This is a genomic window from Niabella sp. CPT15-335-S11, assembly GCF_058792415.1.
In genome coordinates, this window is record NZ_JBYTEI010000002.1 from 964,637 (window position 1) to 983,177 (window position 18,541).

The window sequence follows — 18,541 nt, forward strand, 5'->3', positions numbered from 1 at the left end:
TCGCAAAGGTAATAACCCCGACTCTATTATAATGGACAGTTGCAGGCAGGTTAGCCCGACCTCCAACTTTCACCATCCTATTTCCTTTACAACGCTAAACATCAAAGTCGGTCCAGACTTTCCTGAACCATCTTTATTTTCTCCTCAGCATCGGCTTTCTTGCGGCGTTCGTGATCTACCACCTCGGGTTTTGCATTTTCCACGAACCTGGCATTGCCCAATTTTTTTTCAACCGAACCCAGGAATCCCTGCAAATAGATCAGTTCCTTTTCGAGTTCTTTTCTTTGGATAGATTTATCAATGCCTGTCTGCGGTCGCAGAAACAGTTTGTCTTTTCCCACCAGCACGTTTACACAGTCCGCAACCGGATTTTCTGTAAACTCAACTGCATCCAGATTAACTTGCTTTTGCAATACGGATGAGATCTGATCATAACCAGTGGTATCATGGGTCTGAATAAACAGACTAACCGGTTCCCTGGGTTTGATGTGATTTTTCACCTTTGCATCACGGACTGCCGTGATCGTATCTTTCAGAAGCTCTCCAAGGGCCAGCACTTTCTCGTCGTGATCGCCGGGTTCGGCAAATTGTCTCACGCAAAGGGCGTCTTGTCTGTAGCCCAGGAGCGCATAAATTTCTTCAGTGATAAACGGCGTGAACGGGTGTAACAATTGCATCAAATCTTCAAAAAATCCGACCGTTTTATTGTAAACCGCACTATCGATCGATTGATCGTGAGCAGGCTTCACCCATTCCAGGTACCAGGAACAAAAATCATCCCAGATCAGGGAGTAGATCGTCTTTAATGCTTCATTCAGCCGGAACTGGTCCATGAGCGTGGCTACTTCCTTCTTGACCTTGCCCAGTCGGTTCCCGAACCAGGTAACCGGAAATAGCTGATCGGGGCTGCCGGCCGGACTGGTACTTACCCGCGATTGCCACATTTTCACCAGCTTCAGCGCGTTCCATATCTTATTATTAAAATTGCGTCCCTGCTCCAGTGAGCTTTCATCAAAGAGCAGGTCGTTCCCCGCCGGCGAGGAGATCATAATACCAAACCTCACCGCGTCTGCGCCATAGGTATCGATCAGTTCAAGCAGGTCGGGCGAATTACCCAGGGACTTGGACATCTTCCTGCCCAGTTTATCCCTCACCATCCCTGTAAAATAAACGTCTCTAAACGGGATTTCTTTTTCGAACAAGAGGCCGGCGATTACCATCCGCGCCACCCAAAAGAAAATGATATCCTGGCCGGTAACCAGTACAGAGGTGGGATAATAATAATTGATATCCTCATTGCCAGGGTTGGTAATACCCCGGAACACTTCACTGGGCCAGAGCCAGGAGGAGAACCAGGTATCCAGCACATCTTCATCCTGCCTGAGGCTGCCCTTTTCAAACGATTGCCCCTTCTGCGCGAATTCATCCAGGGCCTCTGCTTCCGTCGCAGCCACTACGAAACCGCCATCGGGTGCGTACCAGGCTGGAATCTGTTGTCCCCACCACAGTTGTCGGCTGATGCACCAGTCTTTCACATTCTCCAGCCAGTGCTTGTAAGTCGCGAGAAAACGTTCCCCGGGATGTATTTTAATATCTCCGTCCACTACGGCACTCAGTGCAGGTGCGGAGATTTCTTTCATTTTCAGAAACCATTGGGTCGAGATCCTGGGTTCCACTACGGCATGGCTTCTTTGAGAAAATCCATTTTTATTGATGATATCTTCGGTCTTCACAAGGTTCCCGGCGGCTTCCAGGTCTTTGACAATTTTTTCCCGGACCACAAAGCGATCCTCACCAATATATAATTGCGCGGCTTCACTGAGTGTGCCATCCTCATTTAACGTGTCGATGACTTCCAGGTGATGTTTGAGCCCGATATTATAGTCGTTGATATCATGGGCCGGTGTGATTTTCAGCGCACCGGTACCAAAATCTTTGTCCACATATTCATCAAAAATAATTGGGACGCGCCTGTTGATCAGCGGTACAAAAGCATACGCGCCTTTCAGGTGTTGATATCGTTCATCATCCGGATTGGCGCAGATGGCCGTATCACCCAGAATAGTCTCCGGGCGTGTGGTAGCCACCGTGATATAGCCGTCCTGTCCGTCCAGCTTATAGCGCACATAATAGAGTTTGCTTTGTACTTCGCGGTATTCCACCTCTTCATCGCTCAGGGCAGTTTTGGCTACGGGATCCCAATTGATCATGCGGGCGCCCCGGTAGATCAGGCCTTTTTTATAGAGGTCGATAAATACGCTGATGACGGCTTTGTAGTAGTGGTCATCCATCGTAAAATTCACGCGATCCCAGTCAACACTGCATCCCAGCCGGTCGATCTGGTTGTAGATGATGCCACCATATTTCTCCTTCCATTCGAATGCGTAACAGAGGAATTCTTCTCTGGTCAGACTGCTTTTTTCGATGCCTTTTTCTTCTTTCAGCATCTGCACCACTTTGGCTTCGGTGGCGATGGAGGCATGGTCGCTACCCGGCACCCAGCAGGCGTTATATCCGCTCATACGGGCCCGGCGTATCAGGATATCCTGGACGGTCTCGTTGAGGGTATGGCCCATGTGCAGGACACCGGTCACGTTTGGTGGTGGTATCACGATCGTGAAGGGTTGCCGCTCATCCGGCAGACTTTTAAAATATTGTTTTTCCTTCCAATATGCGGTCCATTTAGCCTCAATAGCGGCCGGTTCAAAGTTCTTTGTAAGCTCCATAAGGGTGCGAAATTAACCGAAATTTCGCAGTTGGCGGGAAAACGATTGCGTTTGAAGCGAGCATTGTTTTTTACTAGCCTGGGTCGGTAAGTTGATTTCGCAATTCCCTAAAATAAGTTGCAGCGTGCAGCATGCGACTTCCGTACCATCCAAACATTTCGCCATCGACCAGCAGGATTTTTGAGTGACTGAAAACGTTTTGAAGTTGGCGTGCATGTGATTCCTTAAACGGGAATGGTTCGCTGGAAAGCAATACCCATTCGGGCTTGAGTTTTTCTATTTCTTCGAGGTTGGTTTCGGGATACCTTAGGCGGTCGGCAAAGATATTTTCAAAACCGGCATATTGCATCATGGCGTGGATGAAGGTATCGCCGCCGACGGTCATCCAGGGTTCTTTCCAGATCAGGTAGGCCGCTGTTTTGCCAGTGCCATCCCGCAATGGTGAAAATGCTTTTTTTATTTCTCCAGCCAGCGCTTCGCTTTCCCTGTCTTTTCCGGTGGCCCGTCCAACCTGCGTGATCATGTCCAAAGCCTGGCTGAAATCGTTCACGTCGGTCAGCATCACGTTGTAATCTCGTTGCAGCGGTTCCACTTGTTCCCTGATGTTCTCTTCTTTGTTGGCGATGATCAGATCGGGAGACAGTGCGCTGATTTTTTCAGTCTGGATATTCTTGGTGCCTCCTATCCTCGTCTTTGTGCGAAACCACGCTTGTGGGTGGACGCAAAACTTGGTAATGCCCACGACCTCTTCTTCCAACCCCAGACTGTAGAGCAATTCGGTGATGGAAGGGACTAGGGAGACGATGCGGGTCATGATAATTGGTAAAGGAGATATTAGACGATAGTATTTAGACGTTATATATTACCCGCCCCCGCCCGAATCGATCGCCCCGGTCGGGCGGGCGTAGCGAACGGTACGTTCGGGCGGGGACTATATATATCATATTTTAAATATATATTGGCCTTAAATTATACGTCATAAGGCCCTATTTTGATACAAGACTCGTTACTCTCCCGATTCATTCGTCAATCGTAATTGACCTACTTCATTCGTCAATGATCATTCATAATTCGCCATTGAACAACGTCATTCGTAATTGATCATTCGTAATTCGTAATTGACTCACTTCTTCTCCCCAGTGTAAATACAGCAGATCCCCATGGTGAGTGACCGGTACTGTGTACTGCTGAAGCCGGCTTTTTTCAATAGTTCCAGAAATTCCTCCCGTTCTGGAAATGCCCGGGCTGATTTATTCAGGTATTGATAAGCCGCTTTATTCCTGGCGAAGATCCGTGCGAACTGAGGTGCCACCACGTCCATATAAAACCGGTACAGCCCCGCAAATCCAAATGTGTGCGGCTGCGAGAACTCCAGGATCATCAGCTTGCCCCCTGGCCGCAACACCCGGCAGATCTCAGCCAGACCTTTCTCAAGGTTTTCAAAATTACGAACGCCAAAAGCGGCCATGGCGGCATCAAAACTATCCGCGGCAAAAGGCAGGTCTTCGGAATCCCCCTTCACTAAGTCGATCTTTCGGGCGAGACCTTCTTTCTCAATTTTTTTCCGGCCCTCTTCCAGCATCCCGGCTGATATATCCACCCCGGTGATCCGCTCGGGATCCAGCGTCCTGCAGGCCATGATCGCCAGATCAGCCGTACCCGTGGCGATATCAATGATCTGCTTCGGGTTTGACGCCTTTAGCGTATTCAGACCTTTCTTCCGCCATCCGATGTCGATCCGTGCCGACAGCAACCGGTTCATGAAATCGTATTTCCCGGCAATCCGGTCAAACATTTCTGCTACCTGTTCTTTTTTGGTCTTGTCCGACTCCCGGAAGGGAATTATATCATCATGAGGTAATTGAGCCATGGCGGCAAAGTTAGCCCAAAATCGGCTTTTTTACTGCAAAGCCTGTTACCTGCACCAAGTTGAACCGGATTCACCTTTTAGGATTTATGATATGCCCGCCCTACTTTTGCTGTTATGGAAATTTTGTCCGCATCATACCTGAAAAGCAGCGCCAATTTCAGTCAGTGTCCCGCGCCGGACCGGCCGGAATATGCATTCATCGGCCGTAGCAATGTGGGCAAATCTTCCCTGATCAATATGCTTTGTCATAAAAAAGCACTGGCCAAAACCTCATCCACACCGGGTAAGACCAAACTGATCAACCATTTTGAAATCGTTTCGTCTGTCAGCAACCGCGATAGCAAAAACAGGACTTCATGGTATATCGCCGACCTGCCGGGTTACGGGTATGCAAAAGTTGCCCAAAAAGAACGGAAAAGCTGGTCGGTGATGATAGAGCATTATATTCTGAAAAGACCCAATCTCTGCAGCCTTTTTATCTTAATTGACAGTCGCCATGAACCCCAGAAAATTGATATTGAGTTCATCAACCAGCTCGGCGCCTGGGGCGTCCCTTTTACTATTGTGTTTACCAAAGCCGACAAAAACAAACCTGGGGCAACCGTTCGGAATGTGGAGCAATTTTTGGAAGCCCTGCGATCAGGCTGGGAAGAGCTTCCTCCTTACTTTATCTCATCCGCCATCGATAGAACCGGACGGGAAGAAATTCTTGATCATATTAACAAACTGAACAATTTGTTCAGGAAAACTTTTCCAGGAAAAACGCTGTAATGGCGGTTAGATACTAGACGTTATCCACCCGAATCGTCGGCCGCGGCGGACGGGCGGGGACGTTAGACGCTAGATTTTAGACCTTAGGCTCATTAATTACATATAAGAAGCATATGTGCTAAACTCCCCTGCAATTAATTCCAGACTCCCTATATTTGCAGCGATTTGGTTGGCGGTAACGCCATGAAAAGGGAAGTCCGGTGAGAGTCCGGCGCTATCCCCGTAGCTGTAATGCCCACTTGATCTCATTGTTAAATGAGACGCAGAAAAGTTTTATTAAGACCCACTTTCATCACATATGGAGGGAAGGAAATAAAACGGGCCAAGCCAGAAGACCTGCCAGATCATGATTCAATATTCAGCTTTCGGGAGAAAAGTGGGGTATTAGCGGTTTCCTTAAAACCAGCTTTCATAGTCTGCAGCTTTTAAGTTACTTCTAATGTTCATTTCACCGGAAGCAGTCACTAAAAACTTTTTACATGAAAAAGAAAATTTTAGTAGTGGCTGCTGTACTCATTTACGGCACACTACAAGCACAAACCGACAGCCTGCTTAACCTTGAAGAAGTAACGGTTACAGCAACGAAATTCCCGAAAAAGACTTCTGAGACTGGCAAAGTAGTCAACATTATTACCGCTGAAGAGATCAGCCGGGCAGGCGGGAAAGATCTCTCACAATTGCTCTCAGAACAGGCCGGCATTATCGTGAGCGGCGCCAACAGTAACCCTGGAAAAGATAAGGCTATTTATATGCAGGGCGCAAACTACGGGTACACCCTGATCCTGCTGAACGGCGTGCCGGTAACCGATCCGACCGGAGTAGGGGGAGCTTTTGATCTGAGAATGTTGCCCGTTGACCAGATCGAAAGAATCGAAATTCTGAAAGGCGCTGAAAGTACGCTCTACGGATCCGAAGCCGTAGCCGGGGTCATCAATATCATCACCAAAAAAGGGGGAGCCAAACCCGTTGGTGTATCGGGCGGCATTTCTTATGGCACCCACCAAACATTCCGTGCAAATGCCGCGCTGGGCGGGCACTACAAAGGATCATCCTACAATATCGGTTATGTTCACCAGGAGACCCGGGGCATCTCCGAAGCGGTTAACCAAATCGATACCGCTATCAGGAACGGGTATAATCAAAACGCGTTCAGCGCAGATTTCAACGCCAAGCTGACTGAAAACTTCTACCTAAAACCCTACTTCAGGTATTCAAGGTACATGGGCTCCATTCCCGATGGCGCGTTCCAGCCGGCCGCTAATCCCTATGATGCCCGGCTGATCAACACAGGAAGCCAGGCTGTATATTATTTCAAAGGAGGTTCCATTACCGGAATCTATGCCTATGATGATGTGGAACGCCATTACAAATTTTCCTGGGGCGCTTCTGACTATGCCGGTCACAAAAAAACGGCCGAGCTAATTTCCACTTATTCCTTCAATCCATATTTCCAGGCGCTGGCCGGATTCAGGTATGATAAGCTGGTCATGAAGCATCCCAGACCGGATGTCAAGGATACCCTGGCCACGGTTGCCAGCCCTTACTTGTTGCTCTTCCTGAAGAACCGCACCGGTTTCAACCTGGAAGCAGGCGGAAGGCTCAACTTTCATTCCAAGTACGGGAACAACGCGACTTTCAGCCTGAACCCTTCCTACCTCATCAATGAGAAAGTGAAGCTTTTTGTAAACTATGGAACCTCGTTCCGGGCACCCGCTTTGTCCGAGCTTTATGGACAATTTGGTGCCAACCCCGATTTGAAACCCGAAAAATCCCGGAACCTGGAAGCCGGAATTTCAGCGAAGCTCCTGAATGATAAGCTCCAGGGCCGTGTCGTTTATTTTGACCGCAGGATTGATGATGTCATTACCACAGACCAGAAGTACCGTTATATCAACCTCAATCATCAAAAAGATCACGGGGTTGATATCGAGACCGGAATCGCCCTTACAGAACTGCTGAACCTGAAACTGTTTTATTCCTTCGTAACCGGCGAGGTTACAACAAAGAGCGGAAACGCAGATACCACTTTCAATAACCTGTTCAGGAGACCAAAACACAGTGCCGGCGCGACCTTGGGCTATCAGGCTACCAAACAACTTTTCCTGTCGGCGCACGCCAGGTATTTTGGCGAGAGAAAAGATATCGCGTTTAACGCGGTGACCTACAAAGCTGAAAATCGGACATTGGACCCCTATACCCTGGTGGACCTGTACGCTGAATACGGGATCCTGAAGAATAATCTGAAGTTGTTCGGACAGGTCAATAACCTGTTCAATGCCAACTATTCGGAGATCACGGGATACGCGACCCTGGCCCGCACCTGGACGGGAGGGATCCGGTTTAACTTCTGACCTCCGGCAGCGGCGTTTTGGGCAGCGTGATGCTGACCAATAACTCGACTGGATACAACACGACCGGGCAATCACCTCAGAAGGGTAAACGGGGTGGTTTCCCGGTCTTGTTTTCAAATAATATACATTTGCAACCAAAAGGGAAGGACATGAAACCGATCAACCTGAATGCTTTACTGACTATTACGTTTACGTTGTTCGCGATTATTGATATAATCGGCTCAATTCCCATCCTGCTGTCCGTCAAGAATAAGATGGGCGGCAAGATAAGAGAACTCAGGGTAACGGCCATTTCCGGGTTGCTGATGATCCTATTCCTGTACCTCGGCGATTCAATCCTGCATGTGCTGGGGCTGGACGTTAAGTCTTTTGCGGTGGGAGGCTCGATCGTAATCTTTATCCTTGGACTTGAGATGGTGCTGGGGATTGAGTTTTTCAAGCCTGAAGGAGACGAAAAAGCTACAACCATTGTCCCGCTTGCCTTTCCGCTGATCGCGGGCTCGGGCACGTTGACCACCATCATGTCGTTAAAAGCAAACTACGATGAAACAACGATATTATTAGCCATCTTTCTGAACCTGATCATCATTTTTATTGTCCTGAAATCCCTCGGTCCTATATCCAGGCTCTTAGGTAAAAGCGGATTAATCGCTGTAAGAAAATTTTTTGGCGTAATATTGCTGGCCATTGCCGTAAAAATCTTTGCGGCCAATGCAGCGGGTTTGTTGCAGTCCGCACCATAGCCTCCCCCGGCCTTGTAGTACAACGGATAGTACGTGGGTCTCCGGAACCCATGATCCCGGTTCGATTCCGGGCAAGGTCACCACGCAAAAGCCGCCTTATTGGCGGCTTTTGTTGTTTATGGAAGTTCCTGCCTGCTTCTGATGGCCTTATCTAAAGATATTCACTGCTATAGCTCGCTCACTGTTCAACACACTGGATAACATTAAAACGCCGTGTTCTGTAAAAACATTAGGTAGTTTTCTTCTACCGCCCCAACTTGATATCACATTTTGTGATATCAAGTTGGTCCATTCCTGTTCCGTAAGCCGGAACATGAAATCATCAGGAAAGCGGCCCTCATTTCTGGTTACTGCCTGATTTAGAACCCTCGTTTCTACGCCGTACAACTCTGATAAATCACTGTCCAGCATCACATTTTGCCCGCGCAGCAAATAAATTTTACTGATCACTTTTTCATTGCTTACCATTAAGGCCTTTGCCATCGTTATGTTTTTTAGCTAACAAGCAGAAAGGTAGAGCTTTTTTCCCTACTTGCCGTCTCACACCATTCTTTGCATCGTTCTGTGTTCAGCCATTTTTGCCTTGTCCCTCAAACCCATATCGAATGGCGGCTTCAAGTATGTCGGGGTTTATATCCTTCAGTGCTCTGAACTTAATGCAATATCCGGTAACAGTTGCCTTGCCCAGTTTTTTTCCAAACGTTTGGGCTAAGTAGGTCTTATCTTTGATCCCCATGATATAGACAGAGATGCCCGTTTTGTTTGCACTTAGGCCGATCTGAAAATTTTCTTTGCTTGTTCCATCCGCATAATTAATCGTGTAAAGTCCATATCCGATCGTAGGGTTGGCAATCGTTTGACCTTCGCTGTTTTTACCGTCAAAGAATGATAATTTACCAGACGGTGACACCTGAAGTATGAGCCGGTGCAATTCCTGCAGGTCGCCACGTTTGGGTTCGGGTTGGTCAGCCAAATAGTTTTTAATTTGTTCCTGAACGTTCATATACTAAATAAAGGTACGGTTGCATGCGATAGATTCTCTAATCTCGCCTAACTTTTAATTCAAACGCTCATTCATTCTTCTTTATCTACAGCTCAGGAAGATTCACTTTCGCACAATTTACCGGCCGCAGCTAACAGCCGCCATCCCATGGCCCGGGCGGCTATAGATAGATCGGGGTCCCGTTCAGGTCATCGTAATAATCATCCCCTATAACGTTTCGGTCAGCAAAATCGCGAAGCGAGGTTTCGCTGGCAACTCCTTCGGTAACCGTTGCTAACGTATTTCCCCCGCCACCCTTACCTTTACTCAAACGTAACACGACATGCATTTGCAAAAAACTGTATTTATAACCGGCGCAAGCTCGGGCTTTGGAGAAGCCTGTGCCCACAAATTTGCCTCCAATCAACACCGCCTGATTTTATCAGCCCGCAGAAAGGAAAAGCTGGAGAACCTGACAAGTCTGCTCCGTTCAAAATACGCTACCGAAATTCATCTTCTGCCCTTCGACGTGCGTGACAGAAACGCAACGCTTACCGCCATACATTCCCTGCCTGAAGCATGGCAGCAGATTGACATATTAATCAATAACGCCGGACTGGCCGCAGGAAAAGATGACTCGATGAAGCGAACCTGGATGACTGGGATGAAATGGTTGACACAAATATCAAAGGCTTTGCACGGATAGCACAGGCCGTTGCAAAGGGTATGGTCAAAAGAAATAAAGGACATATTATTAATCTCGGCTCAGTAGCCGCCAAACAGGTCTACGCCCAGGGCAACATGTACTGCGCCACCAAACATGCCATCGATGCACTCAGCCAGGCCATGCGGATCGACCTCCTGCCCCATCATATTAAAGTTACCGCCATTCACCCCGGCGCGGCAAACACGGAGTTTTCGATGGTGCGCTTTAAGGGCGACCAATCCGCAGCAGACAAAGTGTATGAGGGCTTTACGCCACTTTCAGCGGAAGATGTGGCAGAAGTCATTTATTATTGCACCACACTACCGGAACACGTTTGCGTTAATGACCTGGTCATTACCGGTACGCAACAGGCAGATTGTTTTTATTATGATAAGACTTCGTAATGTATCTATCCCCGAATGCATGTTGAGCTATCTCGAAAAGAAATTTCGCGGATATTATCCGTTAACTTTAAAGTAAAATTTTTTAATACGTGACTCTAAAATTTGCTGTAATCGGAAGCGGCAGTTGGGCGACCGCGCTCGTCAAAATCCTGTCGGATAGCGGGCATACCGTACATTGGTGGGTTCGAAATGATGCCTCAAAGACCTATATCCTGAACAGGCACCACAATCCGCATTATCTCACATCCGCCCTGCTCAACACCGGACGACTCCAAGTGAGTACCGATTTGAAAGAAGTGATATCAGGCGCAAACGTACTTGTGATGGCCGTTCCATCGGCTTTTATCGCTTCGGCCCTCTCCGTCCTGGATAGCAGCAACCTCAGGGATAAGAAGATTCTTTCCGCGATAAAAGGTATCCTGCCGGAGGAAAATGTCCTGCTGAATGATTACCTGGGCAGAAAATTTGATCTGCCACTTTCGGATTATTTTGCCGTACTGGGACCCTGCCATGCAGAAGAGGTCGCTGCTGAAAGGCTTTCCTACCTTACGTTTTCAGGTGTTGACGTTAAAATGGCTGAAGACATCGCGGGTTATTTCAGTTCGCCCTATATCAAGACAGTCGTTAATCACGATATCTTCGGGGTACAATATGCCGCTGTGCTGAAAAACATTTATGCACTGGGCGCCGGTATCGCCCACGGCTTGGATTATGGCGATAATTTTCAAAGTGTTTATATTGCCAACAGCGCCGATGAGATGGCCATATTCCTCCGGAAATTTGGGGCCGAACATATTGTGGTCGGAGAACATGAAAACGGCGGCGACCTGGGAAAGCGTTCAGCTAATTATGCAGCGTCCGTGTATCTGGGCGATTTACTGGTGACCTGCTACTCGCTTTACAGCCGGAACCGGACTTTCGGCAATATGATTGGCAAGGGATATTCAGTCCAGGCCGCACAACTGGAACTCAATATGATCGCGGAAGGTTTTAACGCGTCAAAGTGTATTTACGACATCAATCAGAAAATAAAGGCTGAAATGCCCATCGCAGAGACGGTTTACAAAATCCTTTGGGAGGGTCTAAATCCCGCCGATGGATTTAAAGCATTAGAAGCGGTCCTCGTTTGACAAATCGGAAGGAAAAAACAAATCCGCCGCGATACCATCAGCATACAACATCCCTTCGCGGGTCAGTTGCAAACGGTTACCGTCGATCACGACCCGACCCGCCTGTAAAAATTTTTCAGCCTGGTTCACGACGATTATCCTCTCCGGCTCACTGAACCGTTCCAGATCAATACCCTCGCTCTTGCGCAAAGAAACCATGATGTATTCATTCAGTTTCTGAACAGGCGTCAGCACTTCTTTTTCCCGGGGTAAACGATCTTGTTCAATAGCATCGATATACTGCTGGTTATTGGCAACATTCCACCATCGTTCTATCCCGTTGTAGGAATGAGCTGATGGACCAACGCCCAAATAATTTTCACCATTCCAATAGGAAGAATTATGACGGCTTCTGTAACCCGGCCGGGCAAAATTGGAAATCTCATAGTGTTCATAGCCGACTTCTGCCGCGCGGTCCATCAGGAGCAGAAACTGCCTCGACTGATCACCCGGGTCAACATCGGCCTTTTTTCCGGTGCGGATCATTTTATATAAAGGCGTCTTCTGCTCCACGGTTAACGCATAGCAGGATAGATGCGGCACATGCAGTTCGAACGCCCGTTTCATATTTTCTTCCCATCTGTCATCAGAAAGTCCCGGGATGCCATAGATCAGGTCCATGGTTATATTATCAAAATAATTAATGGCTGTTTCAAGGCAGCTTATCGCCTGTCTCGCCGTATGCGCGCGGTTCATCCACTTCAGGTCTTCATCAAAAAATGACTGTACCCCGATGCTCAGCCGGTTAATACCCGCCTGTTTCCATGCTTCCAGTTTATCCGCAGTAATATCATCCGGGTTGGCTTCAAGTGTAATCTCCGACCCGGGATCCAGGTCGAAATGCTCCCTGATCGTATCTAAAATAACAACCAACTCCCCAATATCCAGGAGGCTGGGCGTTCCTCCCCCAAAATAAACCGTCGAGATATGATTCTTTTTGCCACCTTCGGAATGATCCGGACCATTTCGACCTGACGCGCCAATGATCGAGATCTCCCTGGCTATCGCCTGCACCAGCGCATCCTTTTTTCGCAGCGAAGTGGAAAAATGAAAATTACAATAGTGGCAGGCCTGCCTGCAAAAGGGTATATGGACGTATATGCCGGACAAAGAAATATACTTATTAAAGGTTTCGGAATTTGGTTATTCTGAGTGCATCCCTAGGTTTCCACTGAAAAAATAACCGTTATTTGTATCCGTAAATGACAAAGGTACACTACCTGGCCGCAGTTTTACTCATTTTGTGTACAGGCATGCGGGCAGCCTGCCAGCAACCGTATTATTTAGTGGATTTTTTTCGAAACGCGGATGGTTTTGTGCAATCTGGCATGGGCTTTGGGCAAAAGAAACCATTCAAATTTTAACCCCTCCCAGTCAAAAATACATTTTGGATTTACCAACTTCTTTTGAGAAACCAGTCGCGTTACCATTTTGCAGCCCGATTTGGGCTAATTTTGCAGCGATGCGGAAGGGACTTATTATATTTTTTTTATTTCAACTGTTGTTTATTTTTTCCTGGGGTCAAAACCTGGATACTGCACCAGTCCGGCGTGCACAGCCGGAAAACGCTCAGCAAAAGTCGGACACTAACAAAACCATCAAAAACAAATCGGACAAAAACAATGCAATCCCAAAAGCCGCGGACACGCCAACGCGCCCGCAACAGAACTTGCCAGCGGTTGGCAAGGGTACAAAACCCGATACATCGGAAAGACAGGATACACCGACATCCCGCCATCATGAAAGTCAGCCTGCAATCACCATAGGCAAAACATTATCCGAGGGAGGTACCAGAGGTACCGGACTGTCGCGCAATGCGCTGACTGATTCACTTTCCCGTAAAATATTGGCTGGCCACCCGTATTTCAATTTCACCGGGAAAGTGTCCCAACCCCTTTATTCAAAAAAAGGACATACCTCCCATAAAGACCTGATCTTTTACCTCCTGATCGCTTTCTTGTTTCTGCTGGCCGGCTTCAGAAATACATTTGAAAAATACTTCCAGAATCTGACCGACTTATTTTTCAAACGGTCAGTCAGGCAACGGCAACTACGGCAGCAGGTCAGTCAGAATTCCACGGCCGCCCTCATCTTTAATCTTCTTTTTGTCATTGTAGGCGCCATTTACCTGGCGCTCCTGCTTCAGGCTACCGGAAAATCTTCCGGAATTCACTTCTGGCTCCTTTTTTTGTACAGCCTCGCAGGCCTGGCAGCGATTTATATCGGCAAATATCTGTTCCTTAAAATGTTGGGCTGGATATTCAGAATAAAACCTGTAACCGACGCATATATTTTCCTCGTATTCCTCGTCAATAAAATGTTTGTACTCTTTTTATTCCCGCTGGTTATTGTGATTGCGCTTGGAAGTCTACCCATGAAAACAGCAGGTCTGACCCTGAGTTGGATCTTGATGGCAGGCTTTTTTCTTTACAGATTTGTAGCTGCCGTTGCCATTGTTAACAAAGGTTCCAGGATGTCAGTTTTCCATCTGATCGTATTTGTCTTGTCTTTTGAAGTGCTTCCTATCCTGATGATTTATAAGGCGGTCAACCTTTATTTGGTTTAGAAATTGTACCTTTGCACCGAATTCAGGTGAAATTAATGGCAAATACAGAAGAAAAGAAATTCGTCGAGATCTCTGCTGAGAATCAAATACAGAACATACTGATCACACAGGTAAGGCCCCAAAGCGAAAAATCGCCGTATTTTGAACTTGAGCGGAAACATGCAATCACTCTATTTTTCGAACCCCTGATTGATATTGAACCCATAGCTGGAAAGGATTTTAGAAAGCAAAAAATAAATATTACCAATTTCTCGGGCGTTATTTTTACCAGCCGCCATGCTATCGATCATTTTTTCAGGATTTGCGAAGAAACCAAAGTGAGTGTTTCCCAGGATACCAAATATTTTTGTATTACTGAGGCGGTCGCCCTTTACCTGCAGAAGTTTATCCTTTACCGCAAGAGAAAAGTCTTTTTTGGGACAGACGGAACAAATAAGAGCCTGTTTGAAGTCATTCATAAGCACAAGGAAAATATTAAGTTCCTCTATGTGTGTTCCGAAAATCAACAGGATAATGAGATCGTCAGTTGGCTGAAGGACAAAGGACGTGAATTTGAACTGGCCTTCATGTACCGGGCCAAGAGCAGAGAAATCACGCAGGCGCTGGACGGCAAAGAATTTGACGTTGTCTGTTTTTTCACGCCCGCCAGTATCAGGGCCTGGCTTGATAATTATCCTGACTTCAAACAGAACAGCGTGCTTATCGGCACGTTTGGCAATAATACCCGTTTGGCAGCGGAAAAGGCCGGACTCCACCCGGAAATAGTCGCGCCACTACCTAAAAATCCAAGCATGATCACAGCATTGGATAATTTCCTGATTGATCGGAAGAAAAAAGCGCTCTAAACCGCTTTGATCATGGTCAGCATCATCTTAAATTTTTCCTTTGCCTTTACGGCGTGAGTAATGTTGGCGGGCATGATCAGGCTCTGACTCTTGGAAACGTTATAAACTACACCGCCTACCGTTATTTCGGCTGCGCCGTCAAATACCTGCACGAGCGCATCATATGGTGCGGTATGCTCGCTCAGTTCCTGTCCTTCATCAAACGCAAAAAGCGTAACAGTCCCCGCAGGTTTCTTGATAATTGTTTTGCTAACGATGGCGTTGCCGGCATAGTCTATCGACTGCGAAAGGGCAAAGGGTTTTGAAAAATCTTCCATATCCTGACTTGAATTCCTTCAAAAATACGAATAAAACCTCAATGATAATACACCTGAAAGGGCTGGAGTCCGGCCTGATACCGCCAAAGACCCTTCGCTGCTGGTGACTTAAGAACCACGACATTAATCCGTACCTTTATCAAAAGCTTAACGCGCTGTGATATATACTACCGGATTTTTTGGCAACATTTGCTCAATTATGGTTAACTTTGCAAACTTTATGAAGTTTCCGGTTATTATTTTCCTGGCAGTTTTGCTGGCTGGTTGCGGGCCCGGCATGAATAAGATCATGAAGAGCAAAGATCCGGCCTATAAATTGGGTATGGCGGAAAAATTCTATGCTGCGGAAAAATATAACAAGGCGTATACCGTCTTTGAAGATGTGATGCCGTTTTATAAAACCACACCACAGTACCAGGATATTTATTATAAGTTCGCTTATAGTTCCTACAACCAGGATGATTACCTGAACTCGGAAAATCTTTTTAAAACTTTTGTAGAAACTTTTCCCAATAGTCCGCGGGCGGAGGAAATGGAATACATGAGGGCTTATGCCCTGTATAAACAATCGCCTAAAGCGGAACTGGATCAGACCAATACTTATAAATCTATTGGGATGTTCCAGACTTTTATCAATAGCCACCCTGGTTCTGTAAGGATCGCTGAAGCCGCCAGGCTCATTGAGGAAATGAGAAAGAAACTGGAAAAGAAAGAATTGGGCAGCGCACAGCTCTACTATGACATGGGACAGTTCAGGGCGGCAGGCGTGACCTTTACATCTGTACTGGACAATTTCCCGGAATCAACGCAGGCGGACCAATACAAGTTCATGGTTGTCAAATCCTATTACCGGTTTGCCGAACTGAGTGTGGCTGAGAAAAAGACAGAACGTTTTGAGCAGGTCCTGACCGAGTGCCGGGACTTTATCGATCGTTTTCCGGAGAGCAAACTGCGGAAAGACGTGGAAAATTATATCGCATTATCAAACACCGAAATTCAAAAATTTAGTAGTCATGAGCAAATTAAGACGTCAACTTAGTGCAGGCATCTCCAATAGCGTGGAAACCAAGGCCCTGATTGAAATTAAAGCCAAGACGGGGAATATATACGAATCGATCGTGATTATTAGCAAAAGGGCTAACCAGATCAATATATCAATTAAAGAAGAGCTGCATCATAAACTGGATGAATTTGCCACTCACACGGACTCCCTGGAGGAAATCCATGAAAACAAGGAGCAGATTGAAATTTCCAGGGCTTACGAAAGGATGCCTAATCCCGCCTTGCTTTCTACGCAGGAATTCATGGAGGACAAGATCTATTTCAGAAAAGCCGAGGACGAACTTTTTAGTTGAGATTTAACCTAATTCTGAACAACCACAGCAATGCGGGATTCCGTATTGCTGTGGTTTTCTGTTTCTAGAACCCTGCAGAATCGCTAATTTTGAACATCATGCTCAAGGGTAAGAAAATAATGCTGGGAATCACCGGTAGCATCGCTGCTTACAAATCTGTACAGCTTGTAAGATCATTGGTAAAGCAGGGTGCCGAGATAAAAATTGTTATGACACCGGCCGCCAGGGATTTCGTTTCCCCCCTGGTCCTGGAAACCCTTTCCAGGAATGAAGTTCTGTCGGATATGTTTGCAGGTAATACCTGGTCTAACCACGTCCGCCTGGGACGCTGGGCCGATCTGATGGTCATCGCCCCGCTGAGCTGCAATACGATGAGCAAAATGGCACAGGGCCAGTGTGATAACCTCCTGCTCTCCACCTACCTTTCCGCAGTCTGCCCCGTGATGATCGCCCCCGCTATGGATGAAGATATGTGGCAGCATCCGGCAACACGCCGGAACCTGGAATACCTGACGGGACTTGGCCACCTGCTGATCCTGCCGCGCGAAGGTGAGCTGGCTAGTGGACTGTACGGTCATGGGCGAATGGAAGAACCGGAAGAGATCGTAACCAGAATAACCAGCTTTTTCTCCAATGATAAGAGGCGTGACCTGGCAGGCAGGAAAGTGTTGGTTACTGCCGGGCCAACCCACGAAGCCATTGATCCGGTCAGGTTTATCGGAAACCACTCTTCCGGGAAGATGGGCCTGGCGCTTGCGAAAGAGTGCAGGAATAGGGGCGCCGATGTGGTACTGGTCCTTGGGCCTATTCAGATCCCCGCCATTCCGGAAGACATGACCGTAATCAGGGTCACGACCGCCGATGAAATGCTTGCTGCCTGCACAGATCATTTTGCGAAGGCTGATATCACGTTAATGGCCGCTGCAGTGGCCGACTTCAAACCGGAATTTGTCAATCCGGAAAAAATAAAGAAAACGGAGTCAGTCCCGGAGATCCGCCTGACTAAAACACCGGATATTTTGAAGCAACTCGGCAAACTAAAGAAGGATGGTCAGGTCTTATTAGGGTTTGCCCTGGAGACAGAAAACGCCAATGAAAATGCACAGAAGAAGCTCCGCGAGAAAAATGCGGATTTTATCGTCCTGAACTCTTTGAAGGATGGAATGGCCTTTGGATCTGATTTTAACAAGATAACCATTTTTTCGCGTGGGGGAAGAGTAATGCCCTTCGACTCGAAACCAAAAGCGGAGGTTGCAAAAGATATCATCGATACCATATTATCCTTTTACAAAACCGAAACAATCTGACTATGAAACGGTATTTATCCCTGCTATTTCTGATATGGGCGGTGTCCTGCGCGCCGGGACGCCCGTCGGACGTGCTCTCCAGGGAACAGATGCAGGATGTACTGTGGGATGTGGCACGTGGCGGAGAGTTTATCAACGGATATATCTATTACAAATATCCTGATCTGAATAAGGCTGCCCTGAATAACAAGATGATGGATGAAATATTCAGGGTTCACAAAATAACTAAAAAGCAATTCGATAAGAGCCTGGCTTTCTATAAAGAAAGACCTGCTGTGATGTTGACCATGCTGGATACCATCGAGGCCAGAAAGACGCGGCTGGTGAGAAATACCGCATCCGGGGAATCCAATCCCCCGGTACCGGAAGGCCCGGTACAAAACGGCCCTGAATTCGGAACCGGTACACCAAAAATAGTCCAATAGCCCG

General features: G+C 47.2%; 18 protein-coding genes, 1 tRNA gene, 1 pseudogene and 1 riboswitch. Of the genes and pseudogenes, 12 read left to right on the plus strand and 8 right to left on the minus strand.

Annotated features, from left to right (window positions below; translation table 11 throughout):
- Positions 1-101: 101 nt before the first annotated feature.
- From AC3WS5_RS10395 to ubiE, 3 genes are all read right to left on the minus strand, one after another.
- A complete protein-coding gene (locus AC3WS5_RS10395; protein ID WP_492467307.1) occupies positions 102-2,726 on the minus strand; it encodes a valine--tRNA ligase in 2,625 nt (874 codons plus the stop codon).
- Positions 2,727-2,799: 73 nt separating this feature from the next.
- The gene (locus tag AC3WS5_RS10400; protein WP_492467308.1) at positions 2,800-3,540 is read right to left on the minus strand and encodes an ABC transporter substrate-binding protein; all 741 of its coding nucleotides are present in this window, start codon (positions 3,538-3,540) and stop codon (positions 2,800-2,802) included.
- Positions 3,541-3,849: 309 nt separating this feature from the next.
- Positions 3,850-4,596 carry a bifunctional demethylmenaquinone methyltransferase/2-methoxy-6-polyprenyl-1,4-benzoquinol methylase UbiE gene (gene ubiE / locus AC3WS5_RS10405; RefSeq protein WP_492467309.1) on the minus strand — a complete coding sequence of 249 codons (747 nt, stop codon included), beginning with the start codon at positions 4,594-4,596 and terminating at the stop codon, positions 3,850-3,852.
- Positions 4,597-4,710: 114 nt separating this feature from the next.
- Between ubiE and yihA the strand changes: the two genes are divergently transcribed.
- From yihA to AC3WS5_RS10425, 4 genes are all read left to right on the plus strand, one after another.
- A complete protein-coding gene (gene yihA, locus AC3WS5_RS10410; RefSeq protein ID WP_492467310.1) occupies positions 4,711-5,367 on the plus strand; it encodes a ribosome biogenesis GTP-binding protein YihA/YsxC in 657 nt (218 codons plus the stop codon).
- A gap of 149 nt (positions 5,368-5,516) precedes the next feature.
- Positions 5,517-5,725, plus strand: a riboswitch (cobalamin riboswitch).
- Between the two features lie 121 nt (positions 5,726-5,846).
- Positions 5,847-7,718, plus strand: a complete 1,872-nt coding sequence (locus AC3WS5_RS10415) for a TonB-dependent receptor plug domain-containing protein (protein ID WP_492467311.1) — start codon at positions 5,847-5,849, stop codon at positions 7,716-7,718.
- A gap of 149 nt (positions 7,719-7,867) precedes the next feature.
- Positions 7,868-8,461: a MarC family protein gene (locus AC3WS5_RS10420; protein ID WP_492467312.1), complete on the plus strand. Its 594-nt coding sequence runs from the start codon at positions 7,868-7,870 to the stop codon at positions 8,459-8,461.
- An 8-nt stretch (positions 8,462-8,469) separates the two neighbouring features.
- Positions 8,470-8,544 (plus strand) — tRNA-Arg (locus tag AC3WS5_RS10425).
- Positions 8,545-8,608: 64 nt separating this feature from the next.
- Here AC3WS5_RS10425 and AC3WS5_RS10430 read toward each other — a convergent pair.
- The 3 genes from AC3WS5_RS10430 to AC3WS5_RS10440 all read right to left on the minus strand — a co-directional run bounded on the left by AC3WS5_RS10430 (position 8,609) and on the right by AC3WS5_RS10440 (position 9,792).
- A complete protein-coding gene (locus AC3WS5_RS10430) occupies positions 8,609-8,944 on the minus strand; it encodes an ORF6N domain-containing protein (RefSeq protein WP_492467313.1) in 336 nt (111 codons plus the stop codon).
- 85 nt (positions 8,945-9,029) lie between these two features.
- Positions 9,030-9,434 carry a DUF1801 domain-containing protein gene (locus AC3WS5_RS10435; RefSeq protein WP_492467314.1) on the minus strand — a complete coding sequence of 135 codons (405 nt, stop codon included), beginning with the start codon at positions 9,432-9,434 and terminating at the stop codon, positions 9,030-9,032.
- 190 nt (positions 9,435-9,624) lie between these two features.
- Positions 9,625-9,792, minus strand: coding sequence for a hypothetical protein (locus tag AC3WS5_RS10440; protein WP_492467315.1), 168 nt, complete (start codon positions 9,790-9,792; stop codon positions 9,625-9,627).
- On the opposite strand from AC3WS5_RS10440, the pseudogene AC3WS5_RS10445 reads away from it, so the two are divergent.
- Positions 9,787-10,553, plus strand: a pseudogene (locus AC3WS5_RS10445) (SDR family NAD(P)-dependent oxidoreductase). The gene AC3WS5_RS10440 and the pseudogene AC3WS5_RS10445 sit on opposite strands and share 6 nt — an antisense overlap.
- Before the next feature lie 89 nt (positions 10,554-10,642).
- Positions 10,643-11,683 carry an NAD(P)H-dependent glycerol-3-phosphate dehydrogenase gene (locus AC3WS5_RS10450; protein ID WP_492467316.1) on the plus strand — a complete coding sequence of 347 codons (1,041 nt, stop codon included), beginning with the start codon at positions 10,643-10,645 and terminating at the stop codon, positions 11,681-11,683.
- Here the strand turns inward: AC3WS5_RS10450 and hemW are convergent.
- Positions 11,663-12,832 carry a radical SAM family heme chaperone HemW gene (gene hemW, locus AC3WS5_RS10455; protein ID WP_492467317.1) on the minus strand — a complete coding sequence of 390 codons (1,170 nt, stop codon included), beginning with the start codon at positions 12,830-12,832 and terminating at the stop codon, positions 11,663-11,665. The two genes, AC3WS5_RS10450 and hemW, sit on opposite strands and share 21 nt — an antisense overlap.
- Positions 12,833-13,184: 352 nt before the next feature.
- Here hemW and AC3WS5_RS10460 point away from each other — a divergent pair, with 352 nt between their 5' ends.
- On the plus strand, positions 13,185-14,288 hold the full coding sequence (locus AC3WS5_RS10460; protein ID WP_492467318.1) for a DUF4271 domain-containing protein: 1,104 nt from the start codon (positions 13,185-13,187) through the stop codon (positions 14,286-14,288).
- Between the two features lie 35 nt (positions 14,289-14,323).
- Positions 14,324-15,133: a uroporphyrinogen-III synthase gene (locus tag AC3WS5_RS10465; protein WP_492467319.1), complete on the plus strand. Its 810-nt coding sequence runs from the start codon at positions 14,324-14,326 to the stop codon at positions 15,131-15,133.
- Here AC3WS5_RS10465 and AC3WS5_RS10470 read toward each other — a convergent pair.
- Positions 15,130-15,450: a cupin domain-containing protein gene (locus AC3WS5_RS10470; RefSeq protein ID WP_492467320.1), complete on the minus strand. Its 321-nt coding sequence runs from the start codon at positions 15,448-15,450 to the stop codon at positions 15,130-15,132. The genes AC3WS5_RS10465 and AC3WS5_RS10470 overlap by 4 nt on opposite strands.
- A gap of 220 nt (positions 15,451-15,670) precedes the next feature.
- Here AC3WS5_RS10470 and AC3WS5_RS10475 point away from each other — a divergent pair, with 220 nt between their 5' ends.
- From AC3WS5_RS10475 to AC3WS5_RS10490, 4 genes are all read left to right on the plus strand, one after another.
- The gene (locus AC3WS5_RS10475) at positions 15,671-16,489 is read left to right on the plus strand and encodes an outer membrane protein assembly factor BamD (protein WP_492467321.1); all 819 of its coding nucleotides are present in this window, start codon (positions 15,671-15,673) and stop codon (positions 16,487-16,489) included.
- The gene (locus AC3WS5_RS10480) at positions 16,464-16,805 is read left to right on the plus strand and encodes a DNA-directed RNA polymerase subunit omega (RefSeq protein ID WP_492467322.1); all 342 of its coding nucleotides are present in this window, start codon (positions 16,464-16,466) and stop codon (positions 16,803-16,805) included. The genes AC3WS5_RS10475 and AC3WS5_RS10480 overlap by 26 nt, the downstream gene beginning before the upstream one ends.
- A 98-nt stretch (positions 16,806-16,903) precedes the next feature.
- On the plus strand, positions 16,904-18,112 hold the full coding sequence (coaBC, locus tag AC3WS5_RS10485) for a bifunctional phosphopantothenoylcysteine decarboxylase/phosphopantothenate--cysteine ligase CoaBC (RefSeq protein ID WP_492467323.1): 1,209 nt from the start codon (positions 16,904-16,906) through the stop codon (positions 18,110-18,112).
- Positions 18,113-18,114: 2 nt separating this feature from the next.
- A complete protein-coding gene (locus AC3WS5_RS10490) occupies positions 18,115-18,537 on the plus strand; it encodes a DUF4296 domain-containing protein (RefSeq protein WP_492467324.1) in 423 nt (140 codons plus the stop codon).
- The last annotated feature ends 4 nt before the right edge of the window (positions 18,538-18,541 follow it).

What these genes read in the sequence shown, in the direction of transcription:
- AC3WS5_RS10395 (WP_492467307.1), bottom strand. Translation starts at nt 2,726, where the DNA reads ATGGAGCTTACAAAGAACTTTGAACCGGCCGCTATTGAGGCTAAATGG.
- AC3WS5_RS10400 (WP_492467308.1), bottom strand. Translation starts at nt 3,540, where the DNA reads ATGACCCGCATCGTCTCCCTAGTCCCTTCCATCACCGAATTGCTCTAC.
- ubiE (WP_492467309.1), bottom strand. Translation starts at nt 4,596, where the DNA reads ATGGCTCAATTACCTCATGATGATATAATTCCCTTCCGGGAGTCGGAC.
- yihA (WP_492467310.1), top strand. Translation starts at nt 4,711, where the DNA reads ATGGAAATTTTGTCCGCATCATACCTGAAAAGCAGCGCCAATTTCAGT.
- AC3WS5_RS10415 (WP_492467311.1), top strand. Translation starts at nt 5,847, where the DNA reads ATGAAAAAGAAAATTTTAGTAGTGGCTGCTGTACTCATTTACGGCACA.
- AC3WS5_RS10420 (WP_492467312.1), top strand. Translation starts at nt 7,868, where the DNA reads ATGAAACCGATCAACCTGAATGCTTTACTGACTATTACGTTTACGTTG.
- AC3WS5_RS10430 (WP_492467313.1), bottom strand. Translation starts at nt 8,944, where the DNA reads ATGGCAAAGGCCTTAATGGTAAGCAATGAAAAAGTGATCAGTAAAATT.
- AC3WS5_RS10440 (WP_492467315.1), bottom strand. Translation starts at nt 9,792, where the DNA reads ATGCATGTCGTGTTACGTTTGAGTAAAGGTAAGGGTGGCGGGGGAAAT.
- AC3WS5_RS10460 (WP_492467318.1), top strand. Translation starts at nt 13,185, where the DNA reads ATGCGGAAGGGACTTATTATATTTTTTTTATTTCAACTGTTGTTTATT.
- AC3WS5_RS10465 (WP_492467319.1), top strand. Translation starts at nt 14,324, where the DNA reads ATGGCAAATACAGAAGAAAAGAAATTCGTCGAGATCTCTGCTGAGAAT.
- AC3WS5_RS10470 (WP_492467320.1), bottom strand. Translation starts at nt 15,450, where the DNA reads ATGGAAGATTTTTCAAAACCCTTTGCCCTTTCGCAGTCGATAGACTAT.
- AC3WS5_RS10475 (WP_492467321.1), top strand. Translation starts at nt 15,671, where the DNA reads ATGAAGTTTCCGGTTATTATTTTCCTGGCAGTTTTGCTGGCTGGTTGC.
- AC3WS5_RS10480 (WP_492467322.1), top strand. Translation starts at nt 16,464, where the DNA reads ATGAGCAAATTAAGACGTCAACTTAGTGCAGGCATCTCCAATAGCGTG.
- coaBC (WP_492467323.1), top strand. Translation starts at nt 16,904, where the DNA reads ATGCTCAAGGGTAAGAAAATAATGCTGGGAATCACCGGTAGCATCGCT.
- AC3WS5_RS10490 (WP_492467324.1), top strand. Translation starts at nt 18,115, where the DNA reads ATGAAACGGTATTTATCCCTGCTATTTCTGATATGGGCGGTGTCCTGC.